The sequence below is a fragment of the Microvirga tunisiensis genome, assembly GCF_009296175.1.
Lineage (GTDB): Bacteria > Pseudomonadota > Alphaproteobacteria > Rhizobiales > Beijerinckiaceae > Microvirga > Microvirga tunisiensis.
Genome location: NZ_VOSK01000050.1, coordinates 1 through 12,708, shown reverse-complemented (window position 1 = coordinate 12,708; position 12,708 = coordinate 1). Strand labels below are relative to the sequence as shown.

12 protein-coding genes and 3 pseudogenes are annotated in these 12,708 nt (G+C 65.7%); 7 read left to right on the top strand and 8 right to left on the bottom strand.

The window, feature by feature from the left end; genetic code table 11:
• Positions 1 to 47: 47 nt before the first annotated feature.
• The 7 genes and pseudogenes from FS320_RS14795 to FS320_RS14765 form a co-directional block, all read right to left on the bottom strand.
• Positions 48 to 437 carry a hypothetical protein gene (locus tag FS320_RS14795; protein WP_152712628.1) on the bottom strand — a complete coding sequence of 130 codons (390 nt, stop codon included), beginning with the start codon at positions 435 to 437 and terminating at the stop codon, positions 48 to 50.
• A gap of 571 nt (positions 438 to 1,008) precedes the next feature.
• Positions 1,009 to 2,919, bottom strand: a pseudogene (locus tag FS320_RS14790) (potassium transporter Kup).
• 209 nt (positions 2,920 to 3,128) lie between these two features.
• The gene (locus FS320_RS14785) at positions 3,129 to 3,521 is read right to left on the bottom strand and encodes a hypothetical protein (RefSeq protein ID WP_338105357.1); all 393 of its coding nucleotides are present in this window, start codon (positions 3,519 to 3,521) and stop codon (positions 3,129 to 3,131) included.
• A 77-nt stretch (positions 3,522 to 3,598) separates the two neighbouring features.
• Positions 3,599 to 4,192, bottom strand: a complete 594-nt coding sequence (locus FS320_RS14780; protein WP_162003006.1) for a histidine phosphatase family protein — start codon at positions 4,190 to 4,192, stop codon at positions 3,599 to 3,601.
• A 41-nt stretch (positions 4,193 to 4,233) separates the two neighbouring features.
• Positions 4,234 to 5,058 carry an enoyl-ACP reductase FabI gene (fabI, locus tag FS320_RS14775; protein WP_152712626.1) on the bottom strand — a complete coding sequence of 275 codons (825 nt, stop codon included), beginning with the start codon at positions 5,056 to 5,058 and terminating at the stop codon, positions 4,234 to 4,236.
• Between the two features lie 233 nt (positions 5,059 to 5,291).
• Positions 5,292 to 6,230 carry a DnaJ C-terminal domain-containing protein gene (locus FS320_RS14770; protein ID WP_152712625.1) on the bottom strand — a complete coding sequence of 313 codons (939 nt, stop codon included), beginning with the start codon at positions 6,228 to 6,230 and terminating at the stop codon, positions 5,292 to 5,294.
• 119 nt (positions 6,231 to 6,349) lie between these two features.
• The gene (locus tag FS320_RS14765; RefSeq protein WP_152712624.1) at positions 6,350 to 6,775 is read right to left on the bottom strand and encodes an RT0821/Lpp0805 family surface protein; all 426 of its coding nucleotides are present in this window, start codon (positions 6,773 to 6,775) and stop codon (positions 6,350 to 6,352) included.
• 99 nt (positions 6,776 to 6,874) lie between these two features.
• Between FS320_RS14765 and pdxH the strand changes: the two genes are divergently transcribed.
• The 3 genes from pdxH (at position 6,875) to FS320_RS14750 (ending at position 8,762) form a co-directional block, all read left to right on the top strand.
• Positions 6,875 to 7,483 carry a pyridoxamine 5'-phosphate oxidase gene (gene pdxH, locus FS320_RS14760; RefSeq protein WP_244627148.1) on the top strand — a complete coding sequence of 203 codons (609 nt, stop codon included), beginning with the start codon at positions 6,875 to 6,877 and terminating at the stop codon, positions 7,481 to 7,483.
• Positions 7,484 to 7,587: 104 nt separating this feature from the next.
• On the top strand, positions 7,588 to 8,310 hold the full coding sequence (locus FS320_RS14755) for an SDR family NAD(P)-dependent oxidoreductase (RefSeq protein ID WP_152712646.1): 723 nt from the start codon (positions 7,588 to 7,590) through the stop codon (positions 8,308 to 8,310).
• A 50-nt stretch (positions 8,311 to 8,360) separates the two neighbouring features.
• Positions 8,361 to 8,762 (top strand): hypothetical protein, encoded by a 402-nt coding sequence (locus tag FS320_RS14750; protein ID WP_152712622.1) that lies wholly within the window; start codon positions 8,361 to 8,363, stop codon positions 8,760 to 8,762.
• 7 nt (positions 8,763 to 8,769) lie between these two features.
• On the opposite strand, the pseudogene FS320_RS14745 reads toward FS320_RS14750, so the two are convergent.
• Positions 8,770 to 9,839, bottom strand: a pseudogene (locus FS320_RS14745) (citrate synthase/methylcitrate synthase).
• A gap of 76 nt (positions 9,840 to 9,915) precedes the next feature.
• Here FS320_RS14745 and FS320_RS14740 point away from each other — a divergent pair.
• From FS320_RS14740 to FS320_RS14725, 4 genes and pseudogenes are all read left to right on the top strand, one after another.
• Complete coding sequence (locus FS320_RS14740) at positions 9,916 to 11,046, top strand: citrate synthase family protein (RefSeq protein ID WP_152712621.1); 1,131 nt, start codon at positions 9,916 to 9,918, stop codon at positions 11,044 to 11,046.
• Positions 11,046 to 11,495, top strand: coding sequence for an NUDIX hydrolase (locus tag FS320_RS14735; protein WP_152712620.1), 450 nt, complete (start codon positions 11,046 to 11,048; stop codon positions 11,493 to 11,495). The genes FS320_RS14740 and FS320_RS14735 overlap by 1 nt, the downstream gene beginning before the upstream one ends.
• Positions 11,492 to 12,076 carry a TIGR02301 family protein gene (locus FS320_RS14730; protein ID WP_152712619.1) on the top strand — a complete coding sequence of 195 codons (585 nt, stop codon included), beginning with the start codon at positions 11,492 to 11,494 and terminating at the stop codon, positions 12,074 to 12,076. The genes FS320_RS14735 and FS320_RS14730 overlap by 4 nt, the downstream gene beginning before the upstream one ends.
• Positions 12,077 to 12,425: 349 nt before the next feature.
• A pseudogene (locus FS320_RS14725) lies at positions 12,426 to 12,708 on the top strand (hypothetical protein); the annotation flags it as partial.

Below are 12,708 nucleotides of genomic sequence, written 5' to 3'. Positions count from 1 at the left end.
CCCGATCCTGGTTCGTCGCCCCGCTGTCCGCCGCGCGCGCTCGCGCCTCACTCGACACGGATCCTATAGGTTTTGGTCATCAGGTTCGGCAGGCCAAGATCGTTCGAGCTCCAGGGGATGTCGAGGACCACCTCATCCCCCCTTGAAACCCTTGTTCGGCGCATAGACGAAGGCGAGACCGCGGACCTTCGTGCCCGGGCAGTGGAATCCTTTCCCAGGGCCTGCTCATAGGGGCGGATCTGGATGGTTCCATTGGCAGGCGCCTGACGAACTTTCACATCGGGAATGACCGAGGGATAGCAGGTGTTCACCTCGTACCCCAGGAACCCACCGAGCGCCGAAATCGTGTTGGCCTTGACGGTCCGCTCGATGGTCTCGGCGGATGCGGCCCCTGTGAGCAGGGCCAGCCCCGCTGCGGCGACGATGATGCGATACATGACGCCCCCGAATATGAAACATAGTATCTATTAAGATCACATTCTTGGCCGTGACTCAACAACCGGTCGTTTCGCCCCTCGCACCGTCTGACTCCACCCTCTCCGTCATCACCGGGCTCGTCCCGGTGACCCCGATGGATTGAACCGCCGTGCCTCACCGGATCGGGATGGCCGGGACAAGCCCGGCCATGACTAGGGAGCGTGTCTAGGAGGCCGTGATCCCGATCGTCTCGCTTGGCCTCGTCCTGAGGAGCCGCTGCAAGCGGCATCTCGAAGGAAGGTCCGGAGAGCACTGGACTCCTCCTTCGAGACGCAGCCTCACGGCTGCTCCTCAGGATGAGGGCGATGGGGCTGGAAGCGGGATGGCTGGGATCGAGCCCGGGGACGGCCATGACGGGGAGCAGGACAAAGGAGAGTGTGACAAAGGCGGGCGCGGGACAGGGAGAGCGCGACCAAGGAGCGGGGCCCGTCCGGAGGGGCAGCGGAGAGGACGGGAACCCACCAGCCGCGCCGAGAGTGCGAATGGCCCCCTTCCCGGCCCGCGGCCGCCGGGAATGCGACGCGTGTCGGATCAGATCTCGATGGAACTGCCGATCTCGACGACCTGGGCGGCCGGGATGCAGAAATAGTCCGCGGTCAGCTCGGCGTTGCGGTTCAGCATGGCGAAGATCACCTCGCGCCAGAAGGCCATGCCGGGAAGCGCCTTGGAGGCCACGACCGTCTGGCGGCCGACATAATAGGTGATGGCGTCGGGATCGAAATCGGGCAGGCGAAGGTGAGCGGCCGCGAGACGCAGCACCGAGGGCACATCAGGCTTTTCGGTAAAGCCGAGACGCAGGACAAGGCGCTGAACGCCCTCGCCGATCGGCACGAGATGAACGCACGCGTCCTCTTTGACCGTCGGCTCGTCGGTGACCACGACCGACACCAGGAACACGGTCTCGTGCAGCACCCGGTTGTGCTTGAGGTGATGCAGAAGGGTTCCGGGAATGCCCGTCGGCGATGCGGACATGATCACCGCCGTGCCCGGGATGCGGATCGGCGGCTGCTGCTCCAGCAAGTGCAGGAAATCCTTCGTGGACATGCGCAAATGCGTCCGCGCCCGCTGGACGAGCTGCTGCCCCTTGCGCCATGTCAGCATCATGAAGGCCGCGCTCAGCGCAATCAGAAGCGGGAACCAGCCGCCCTCCAGGAGCTTCGTCGTGTTGGCCGCCAAGAAGACCAGATCGACCAGCAGCAGGCACCCATTCAGCAGATAGACGAGAATGGGCCGATGGCCCCAATGCAGGGCGACGAAGGTCGCCAGGATCGTCGTGATCACCATGTCGAGCGACACGGCCAGGCCGTAGGCGCCAGCTAGGTTGCTGGACGAACCGAAACCGAGGACGGCCGCGAAGGTCAGCAGGGCAAGGGCCTAGTTCACGAAGGGCACATAGACATGGCCCCGTTCATGGGTCGAGGTATGGATGACCCGCATCCTGGGCAGGAACCCGAGCTGGATCGCCTGCTGCGTCAGCGAGAAGGCGCCCGTGATGACGGCCTGCGAGGCGATGACGGTCGCGAAGGTGGCGAGGACCACGAGCGGATAATGCGCCCAGTCGGGAGCAAGGTGATAGAACGGGCTCTCGACCGCACCCGGGTTCGTCAGCAGGAGCGCCCCCTGGCCGAAATAGTTGAGCATGAGGGCCGGCAGAACGATGAAGAACCACGCGTTGCGGATCGGGACCGGACCGAAATGGCCGAGATCGGCATAGAGAGCTTCTCCGCCCGTCACGGTGAGGAACACCGCAGCGAGAACAGCGAGCGTGACCGAGATGTCCGTGTCGATCAGAAAGGCCAGCGCATGGACCGGGTTGATCGCGGCGACCACCCCGGGAGCGGCCACGATCCCGCCGAGCCCGAGCAGTCCCAGCACCGAGAACCAGATTAGCATGAACGGGCCGAAGATGCGCCCGATCCGGCCGGTGCCCATGCGCTGGACGGCGAACAGCGTCACCAGGATGGCCATCGTGATCGGGAGCACGTAAGGCTGGAACCGGTCCGAGTCGACGGAGAGGCCCTCGATGGCGCTCAGGACGGAGATGGCGGGCGTGATCGTGCCGTCGGCATAGAGCAGCGCCGTGCCGATGAGACCGAGCACGGACAGGTACATGCGCCAGGAGCCGGGCTGAATGCGCCGGACGCCCAGGAGCGCGAGCAGCGCGATGATCCCGCCTTCGCCGCGGTTGTCGGCCCGCAGGATGAACAGGCAGTACTTGATCGAGATGACGACGATCAGCGACCACAGGATGAGGGACAACACCCCCATGACCGTCGCCTGCGACAGGACCCCGTGGTTGGCTGCGGTCGCCGCTTCCCTCAACGCGTAAAGCGGGCTGGTGCCGATATCGCCGAACACGACCCCCAGAGCGCCGAGGACCACCGTCCGCGAGGCGCTGCCGGCTCTCGCATCATCGGTATGGGCGTCGGCGAGTGTGGCCATGACGGTCTAGATCCACGGCAGGCCCATGCGGCTTGCGCGCTCAGGTATAACCGGAATGATACTGCTCAGTTCCTGGACGGAGCAAGCTGCGTGATCAGCCCTTGAGCCTGGCGGACGACAGGCATTGCGCCAGCCTTTCGTGGAGAGTGAGTTTCAAGCCGAAGTCCTGGACGTGGACCGTCACGGGTTTAGGCCATCGGCGTCGACCTTTACCGATACGGATAGCAACGGTCGCGGTTGAGGACGAGGCCGAAATGTCCGCCCAGCGCGCCGATGGCATCCCCGTGCTCCGGATAAGGATCGCGGTTCTCGGGTCCGACGACGATGATCCTGAAATGCGGATCGTCCTCTCCGCCCGGCGGCAGCATCGCCGTGACGAGCGTTTTTCCCTCATCGTCGCGCAAGGTCAGGAACAGCGGCATCATGCGCTGCACGTGAGCCTTGAGACCGATATTGCGCTCGATGAAGGGACTGGAGGTCGCCTGATAGCTGTTGGCCGCAGCCTCCCAGGCATGGCGGAAGTGCTTCTCGACCGCGTGACCCATCGCGTCCGATTCGAGCACGGCCTCGCCTTCGGTCTCGATCCGAAACCACGTCTTCACCCCCGGAGCATCGCAGATGTATTGCATATCCCGTCAACGCGGGAACGCGGCGATAAGTTGTCTCGACGCCAGTCCGGTCACACCCAACGATAGCTGCGTCCCTCGATCACGAGGATCCGGCCCTGCCAGATGTCCATGCTGGCAGCCTGACGGGAGGAGACGCCGCAGCAGATCGACAGGAAGGCCCGGGCGACGCCGCCATGGGCGACGATCACCGTGTCGCGGGTGAGATCGTCCAGGATCGGGCGGATGCGGTCGACCAGCATGGCGTAGCTCTCGCCGCCGCCGGGCGGAGCGTAATGCCACTTGTCCTGCTCGCGCAGGGCCGCCAGCGCCGGCTCGGCCTTGCGCACTTCCTTCCAGGTCATGCCCTCCCAGGTGCCGAAGGTCAGTTCGACCAGGCGATCGTCGAGCCGGTAGACTTCCGGGTGCAGGCCGAGCGTCGTGCGCAGGATCTCCATGGTCTCGCGGGTGCGGGTCATGGGGCTCGCCACATAGGCGAGGTCCTCAAAGTGAGGCACCAGGGCCTCGAGCTTGCGCGCCGCCTCTTCGGCCTGGACGCGGCCGACATCGTTGAGCGGGATGTCCTTCTGGCCCTGGAGTCGTCCCTCTAGATTCCAGTCCGTCTCGCCATGGCGAATGAAGTAGATCTTGGGGCGGGACGGGGTCACGGCTTTTAAGTCCGATACGCTGGATGACGCGATACGCTGGGTTACTCTTTGTCGAGGGACAGATCCGGCGCTTCCGGGTTCTTCATGCCGACCACGTGATAGCCGGCATCCACATGGAGGATCTCGCCGGTCATGCCGCGGGACATGTTGGAGACGAGATAGGCGGCCGTCTCGCCGACCTCCTCGATGGTGACCGTGCGGCGGAGCGGCGAGTTGTACTCGTTCCACTTCAGGATGTAGCGGAAATCGCCGATGCCGGAGGCGGCGAGCGTCTTGATCGGGCCGGCCGAGATGGCGTTGACGCGGATGTTCTTGGGGCCGAGATCGGCCGCCAGATAGCGCACCGAAGCCTCGAGCGCCGCCTTGGCCACGCCCATGACGTTGTAGTGCGGCATCCACTTCTCGGCGCCGTAATAGGTCAGCGTCAGCAGCGAGCCGCCGTCGTTCATCAGCTTCTCGGCCCGCTGAGCGATGGCCGTGAAGGAATAGCACGAGATCAGGAGCGACTTGGTGAAGTTGCCCTCGGAGGTCTCGACGTAGCGGCCGGTGAGCTCGTCCTTGTCCGAGAAGGCGATGCAGTGGATCACGAAGTCGATGGAGCCCCAGAGGCGCTTCACTTCCTCGAACACCGCATCGATGGTGGCGCCGTCCGTCACGTCGCAATGGCCGACCACATGGGCGTCGAGTTCCTTCGCCAGGGGCTCGACGCGCTTCTTCAGGGCATCGCCCTGATAGGTGAAGGCGAGTTCCGCTCCGTGCTGGCGGGCAGCCTGCGCAATGCCCCAGGCGATCGAACGGTTGTTCGCCACGCCCATCACCAAGCCACGCTTACCGGCCAGAATGCCGGTGGCCTTCGTCTCCGCCATGATTCACCTAGATCGTCGCTGGACAGATCAATAAAGAATGGCCTCTTTAGCCGACCGAGCGACCCCGGGGAAGCCCTCTTATAAGGCTTGAGACGATCCGGCCGCCTGGAGCGACACCCCCACCACCTCATCACCGGCCATGACAATGGCGGGTCTTGAAGCAACCTCGCCTGCCCGATCGCTTTCCTCTGCACGTCATGGTCGGTGATGACGTGCGGACGACAGCATCTATCCTACTTCGCCTTGGCCGAGCGGCGCTTGCGGGCATAGTCGATCAGCTCCTCGTCCACGACCTCGGGCAGCCTGATCTCCGTGGTCACGAAGAGATCGCCGTGCCCGGTCTTGGTGGGCAGGCCCTTGCCGCGCAGGCGGAAGGTGCGGCCGGAATTGGTCATGGGCGGGATCGCCATCTCCACCGTGCCGGTCAGGGTCGGGACGCGGATCGAGCCGCCGAGGATCGCCTCCTCGATCTCGACCGGCAGCCGCAGGCGCAGATCGGACCCTTCCGGCGTGAAGCGCTCATGGCGCGCGAAAGCGATGGTGAGCAGCGCGTCGCCGGGATCGATGCCGGGAGCCCCCTGGCCCAGGCCCCGCAGGCGGATCACCTGGCCGTCGCTCACGCCCTTGGGGATCACCACGTCCACGTCACGGCCGGTGGAGAGCCTGATGCGCTTCTTGGCCTCCTGCGCCACCTCTTCCAGGGTCACGGTCAGGGTCGCGGACACGTCCTCGCCCTTCTGGGAGCGACCGCGGCTCTGGCGTGGGCTCTCGCCACCCTGGCGGAAGGCGTCGGCGAAGAACTGGGAGAACACATCGTCCCCGAGATCGGCCCCGAAGCCGCTCCGGCTCGAACGCCGGGAGCCGCCGCCGAAGCCGCTGAAGCCGGAAAAGTCCTCGGACCGCGCACCGCCCCGCCCGCCGCCGAACCCTTCGAAGCCCTGGAAGCGCGGCTTGCCTTCCGCATCGATCTCGCCCCGGTCGAACTGGGCACGTTTTCCCGCATCACCGAGGATCTCATAGGCGGAGTTCGCCTCGGCGAATTTGTCCTTCGCCTTGGGATCGTCCTTGTTGCTGTCCGGGTGATAGGTCTTGGCGAGTTTGCGGAACGCCTTCTTGATCTCCGCTTCGCTCGCGGAGCGGGATACGCCTAGAACGTCGTAGGGGTTTCGCATTGTGGAATCCATGAACCGTCGGATTGGGAGCTTGAGAGCTCAACGGGTTTGACGGTCATATGGGCGAAGTGTTGCCCGTTTGCAACGCCACACCCGACTAAAGCTAGACCTTGCAGGACCTAAACTTTGGCCTGGGCCTTCAGGGGTTTGACCTCCTGGATCGTCCATTCGCCGCCGGAAGGGCGGCACGCCGTTCCATGGAGGGAGGATGCGGAAGGGCCGCTCAGATGGGCCGAGAAGCTGCGGCAGATTTCGTCGTTCTTCACGAAAGGCGCGCCCACCGGCGTGAAGGTGCCCTTCATGGTCGTGGCGGGATTGTCCCACGACACCTGGGTGCCGGGGCCCTGCGGATCGAGGGCCACCGCGAGCGCCGCCTTGGCCCGGCGCCAGTCCTCGCCGTCGAGATCGGCGGACAGGGGGGTGACCGCCTTGGCGGCAATGGCGCCGGTCGACTTGGGTTCTTCATCGTCCAAGGCGGAGAGGCCGAAGGAGAAGCTGCATGCGCTCGTGGACAGGGCGATCAGGCCGACCGCCAACAGCTTCATGGCTTCGCTCCGGCAAGCATCTGATCTATAACGGCGCGCATTGATCCACGTCACGCGTTGGATCCCCCAGAACCAAAAGTCACAGAACGAGATAAGACATTGAACCCGTTAACAACCGGTGACTTCACTGAATCGCAAGAGCCCTTCGCGCTCTTCAACGCCTGGATGACGGAAGCCGAGGCCTCGGAGCCCAACGATCCCAACGCCATGGCGCTGGCGACCGTCGACGAGACCGGGCTGCCCAATGTCCGCATGGTGTTGCTCAAGGGCTTCGACGAGAACGGCTTCGTGTTCTACACCAACACGGAATCCAACAAGGGCCGCGAGCTGCTCGGGCAGAAGAAGGCCGCGATCGTTCTGCACTGGAAGAGCCTGCGCCGGCAGGTCCGCGCCCGGGGTCCGGTGACCGTGGTCAGCGACGCGGAAGCCGACGCCTATTTCCAGAGCCGCGCCCGCGACAGCCGCATCGGCGCCTGGGCGAGCCAGCAATCGCGCCCGCTGGAGAGCCGCTTCGCCCTGGAGAAGGCCGTGGCCGTGAACACGGCCAAATACGCCATCGGCGAGGTGCCGCGTCCGCCCTACTGGACGGGTTTCCGCATCGCGCCGGTGTCCATCGAGTTCTGGCAGGACAAGCCGTTCCGGCTCCACGATCGGGTCGTCTTCACCCGCGAGGGCGACGGCTGGCGGAAGGTGCGGTTGTATCCCTGATACGCGATCCGTGCCATAGACCCTGACCCCGAACCGGGATAAGGGTCTGCGCCCTCTTACAGAGAACCTCCATGTCCTCTTCGCCCAGCAATTCCCGCCGCATCATGCTGCTCACCGGCGCCAGCCGGGGGATCGGGCATGCCACCGTCAAGCGTTTCTCGGCGGCCGGATGGCGGGTCATCACCTGCTCGCGGCACGGCTTTCCCGAGAACTGCCCGTGGGAGATGGGACCGGAAGACCACCTCCAGGTCGATCTTGCGGATGCGCAGGACACCCGCCGTGCCATCGCGGAGGTCAAGGAGCGGCTTGCCGTCGAGGGCAGCTGCCTGCATGCGCTCGTGAACAATGCGGGCATCTCTCCCAAAGGCCCGGGCGGCTCACGGCTGGGAACCCTCGACACCAGCTACGAGGACTGGCTGCGGGTCTTCCAGGTCAATTTCTTCGCCTCGATCATGCTGGCCCGGGGCCTGCAGGACGAACTCACGAAGGCCAAGGGCTCGGTGGTCAACGTGACCTCCATCGCGGGCTCGCGCGTCCACCCCTTCGCGGGTGCGGCCTATGCCACCTCCAAGGCGGCGCTGGCTTCCTTGACTCGCGAGATGGCGGCCGATTTCGGGCCGCTGGGCGTGCGCGTGAACGCCATCTCGCCGGGAGAGATCGACACGGCGATCCTCTCGCCAGGGACGGAGAAGATCGTCGAGCAATTGCCGATGCGCCGCCTCGGCACCCCGGACGAGGTCGCCAAGGCCATCTATTTCCTCTGCACGGATGCGAGTTCCTACGTCACCGGCGCGGAACTCCACATCAACGGCGGCCAGCACGTCTGAACGGGTGATCCATGCTCCTGCGGTTTGCCGCACACCGAGGAGGGCGCTTCATGTCCCTCTTTGCAACGGCTCTCGTCCTTGGATCGGCGCTGAATGCTCAAAGCCAAGAGGCGCCCGAGAAAAACCCGTTCGCCGATCCGGACATGCAGCCCTCCTACAGGGCGCGATGCCATGAGGTGCGGGAATTGACCAAGGATCGCGAAACCGGCGCGACCCGGATCGATTTCAGCGTGACCGGCCCTCTCGCCCTCGTCCATTTCGACGGCACGCTAGCCTATCTCGGCCTGTGCGGCACCGCGCCCGACCCGAAGGTGCTCTGCGTCACCTACCAGACCAACGACATGAAGGTCGGCGAGGTGGTGACGATCACCGGCGGCTACAGCCGGCCGAATCCCGACTACATCGTCCTCGATCCCTGTCTGGCGCGGCGGCCGGAGGAGCCGGCGGAGTAAAAGACCGTCAGGCCGCCTGAGCGGGCCAGGCCCCGACATAGCGCGACTGGGGCCGGATGATGCGGCCGGTGCGGCTCTGCTCGATGGCATGGGCCACCCAGCCCGCCGTGCGCCCGGCGGCGAAGAGCGGCGTGAATCCCTCGCGGGGGATGCCCAGCGCGTCGAGCAGAACGGCGGTATAAAACTCCACATTGGTGTCGAGCCGGCGTCCCGGCTTGCGGCGCTCCAGCACCTTCAGGGCGGTGGCCTCGACGGCCTCCGCAAAGGCGATGCGGTTGTCCTTTCCTTTCAACCCTCCGATGGCGGCCTTGAGCACATCCGCCCGCGGATCGCGCACCCGGTAGATGCGGTGACCGAAGCCCATGAGGCGCTCGCCCCGAGCCATCGCGGCATCGAGCCAAGCGTCCCATTTTCGAGGCTGCCGATCGCATCCAGCATGTCGAGCACGGGGCCCGGCGCGCCGCCATGCAGCGGCCCCTTCAGGGCGCAGAGCCCGGCCACGACGGAGGACAGGATGCCGGCCTGCGTCGAGGCGACCACGCGCGCCGTGAACGTCGAGGCATTGAGCCCATGGTCGATGACGGTCACGAGATAGGTATCGAGCCCCCGCACCTCGTCCGTGGCTGCGGGCCCGTTGCGCATCATGCGTAGAATATCGGCTGCGTGACCCGCGGAGGCATCGGGCTCGACCGGCGCGAGGCCCTGCGCGCCCCGCACCGCCATGGCGGCCGCAACGCCGGCGGCCCCGACGGCCAGAGCGGGATGGTCCTCCTGCGCATCGGCCAGGCTCGCCAGGAGCAGCCGCATGCCCTCGACGGGGGTGAGACCGGCCAATCGCTCCGCTAGCGGAGCAAGATGCCCGTAAGCCCTCGCCCGGGCCTCGCCGAGACGCGCGCGAGGATCGGCGGAAACCTCCGGGGCAAGGCCGCTCCAGAGCATCGCCACGACATCCTCGAAGGCGACGCGGCCGGCGAGTTCCTCGAGATCGTGCCCGCCGATGATCAGGCGCCCGGCCTCACCGTCCACGTGACTGAGAGCTGTCTCGGCCGCTACCACATCGTCAAGTCCAATGGTCATGCGCTTTCTCCTTCATCGCGAGAGAGCTTCAGGCCGGACTTGCCGGACCGTCAATCTTGAATCAACATATCAACATATGAGCACCGCATCCCTCGATCTCGCATCGGCCGACGAGGCCTCGTCCCGCCTCGGCATCAGCCGTGCCAGCCTCTATGCCTATGTGAGCCGCGGTCTGATCCGCTCCTTTTCCTCGCCGCACGATCCGCGTCAGCGGCTCTATGCCGTGAAGGACGTGGAGACGCTGGTGGAGCGCAAGGCACGCTACCGCCGCCCCGCCGTCGCGGCCGCGACGGCTCTCGACTGGGGGCTGCCGGTGCTGGAAACGAGCATCACCCAGATCAAGGATGGGCGCCTCTTCTATCGCGGGCAGGATGCCGTCGCCTTGGCCCGAACCGCCAGCCTCGAGGACGCCGCTCGCCTGCTGATCGGCGTCCTGGATGAGGAAGCCTTCATCCGCCCGTCCCGGATCCCAAGGCCCCTGCCCGGCCCGGCCTTCGGTCCGCATGCCTTCGTGGCGCAGGCGGTCCGCCTCCTGTCGGAGCCGCCTCTCAAGGAAACCCGGGCGGCAGAGGTGGCGGCAATCCTGCGCCTGATGGCTGCCGCCGCCAGTGGCGCCGATCCGGGGACCGAGCCGCTTCATACGCACCTGGTTTCTGCCTGGAGGGCTCCCCTGCAGGCGACGGATGCGATCCGGCGCGCCCTCGTCCTCTGCGCCGACCATGAACTCAGTTCATCGTCCTTCGCGGTGCGGGTCACGGCCTCGACCGGGGCCTCCCTGCGGTATGCGACGATCGCGGGCCTCGTGGCTCTGAGCGGCCCCTACCATGGGGGGATGACGGAGCGGGTCAGAGCCTTTCTGGACAACCCCGGAACGGCGCCACACCCTGGCTTCCGACACCGCCTCTATCCGGACGGCGACCCCCGGGCTCAGGCGCTTCTGGAGAATGTGCCGCTCCTGGCGTCTGACGCCACGACCCTGAAGACGATCGCAAACGCCTCCGGCGACAGTCCCAGCGTCGATGTGGCTCTCGTGATGATGGAGCGGGCCTATGGACTGCCGGTGGGGGCTGCGTTTACGGTCTTTGCCATCGGACGCACGGCCGGATGGCTCGCCCATGCCATCGAGCAGCGCAGCCAGGCGGCCCTCATCCGGCCGCGGGCCCGCTATGTGGCGGCGGACGAACCACCTGCCCAGAAATCTTCCTGATGACCAGCGACCGCCTCTATCCATCCCGTCCGATCCTCGCAGCCTCCGTCGCCGTGCTGCGGGAGGGGCGCATCCTGCTCGCCGCACGCGGCAAGCCGCCGAGCGAGGGATTGTTCTCGCTGCCCGGCGGCATGGTCGAAACCGGCGAGACCCTGGGCGAGGCCGCCTTGCGGGAGCTTCGCGAGGAAGTCGGGGTTGAGGCCAGGCTCATCGGCCTGATCGCTCCCGTCGAATTCATTGAAAGGGACGAGAAAGGCCATCTAAAGCATCACGTCGTCATCGCCGCCCATGCCGCCCGCTGGGTTTCCGGCGAACCCCAGACAGGTCCGGAAGCAAAGGAAATCCGTTGGGTCACGGAACGAGACATCGCCGCTCTGCCGATGACGGCAGGACTCACCGGGATTCTGGAGCAGGCCTTCAGGCTCGCCCGCGAGGACTCAACGCCATGAAGCGCACAGGCCTGCTCCTCGTCCTTCCAGCCCTTTGGCTGGCCGCGCCTCAGCCGGCAGCGGCTCAAGGCTTCTTCGAGCGGCTTTTCGGCGTTCCTCCGCGGCCGCAGCCGGGCCAGCCTGTCCCGCAGCAGCCGTATCGCCCCCAGCCGCAATATCGACCGCAGCAGCAATCGCCCCAGCAGCAGCGGCGCCCTCAGCAGCCGCAATCGCAGAGACCGGCCGCTCAGCAACAGCCGCAGCAGCAGGCAGAGCCCGCTCCGGCGGTCGAGCCGCCGCCGGCGCCTTACGAGAAGGAATTGCTGCGGCTCGCCGAAGTCATGGGATCGCTCGCGATGCTGCGCCCCCTCTGCAGCGCGCCCGACGGCACCGAATGGAGCCGGCGCATGCAGGTCCTGCTCGAGGCGGAAGGGACGACGCCCGGCCGGCGCGAGCGTCTCGCCGGAGCCTACAACAAGGGCTATCAGGCCTATGCCCTTACCTATCGGGTCTGCACTCCGTCCGCCCAGGAGGCCTCCGTTCGCTTCCTGAGCGAAGGCGAACAGCTCGCCCGCAACATCACCGGCCGCTACGGCGGGTGATGGATAGCCATGAAGAGCAGGCTTCGATGAGAGCTTGCGCTTATTATCGTATTTACCCAGGGCCGGATTGTTCTTACGCTGCATCAACACCTCACCAAAGAAACCGGCACTGTTGAAAAGGGCCTTTGGTGACATTCCGTGATGGCGGTCGCACCGAGACCAAGAACAGGGGCACCGCTTCAGCCGTCTGATGTCACCCGCGTCAGCGGAGACGCTCATCAGCGAGGAGGCTTTCCATGCCCAACGGTGCCTCGAGACGTGAGTTCGTCATAAGGCCCCGTCTCGCGAGGCCCGGCTCTCGGGCATCGAGGCGGGAAGCTCTGATCCAAACGGGATCGGGAGAGCCGCAATGACTGCGTCGCTTAATCCTGCCGCGCCTCATCATCTGCCGGCCTTCATCACCGCCCCTGGCGAGACCGACACTTTCATGGTGGTCATGGCCGTGTTTCTGGTCATCGCCGTGATGGCCGTAGGGTTGTTGTTCCTGCGCTTGCATACCTTGCCAGAGCGCATGGCGCACAGGTCGCACAAGCTGCAGTTCGAGATCGTCGCCGTGCTGGGCCTGCTGGCTCTCTTCACGCACATGCACATCTTCTGGGTCGCCGGCCTGCTGCTCGCCCTGATCGACATTC

Coding starts and splice junctions, on each gene's coding strand:
- FS320_RS14750 (WP_152712622.1), top strand. CDS start 8,361: ATGTCCCTCTTTGCAACGGCTCTCGTCCTTGGATCGGCGCTGAATGCT.
- FS320_RS14740 (WP_152712621.1), top strand. CDS start 9,916: ATGAGCACCGCATCCCTCGATCTCGCATCGGCCGACGAGGCCTCGTCC.
- FS320_RS14795 (WP_152712628.1), bottom strand. CDS start 437: ATGTATCGCATCATCGTCGCCGCAGCGGGGCTGGCCCTGCTCACAGGG.
- fabI (WP_152712626.1), bottom strand. CDS start 5,058: ATGGCGGAGACGAAGGCCACCGGCATTCTGGCCGGTAAGCGTGGCTTG.
- FS320_RS14730 (WP_152712619.1), top strand. CDS start 11,492: ATGAAGCGCACAGGCCTGCTCCTCGTCCTTCCAGCCCTTTGGCTGGCC.
- FS320_RS14765 (WP_152712624.1), bottom strand. CDS start 6,775: ATGAAGCTGTTGGCGGTCGGCCTGATCGCCCTGTCCACGAGCGCATGC.
- FS320_RS14735 (WP_152712620.1), top strand. CDS start 11,046: ATGACCAGCGACCGCCTCTATCCATCCCGTCCGATCCTCGCAGCCTCC.
- FS320_RS14755 (WP_152712646.1), top strand. CDS start 7,588: ATGCTGCTCACCGGCGCCAGCCGGGGGATCGGGCATGCCACCGTCAAG.
- FS320_RS14770 (WP_152712625.1), bottom strand. CDS start 6,230: ATGCGAAACCCCTACGACGTTCTAGGCGTATCCCGCTCCGCGAGCGAA.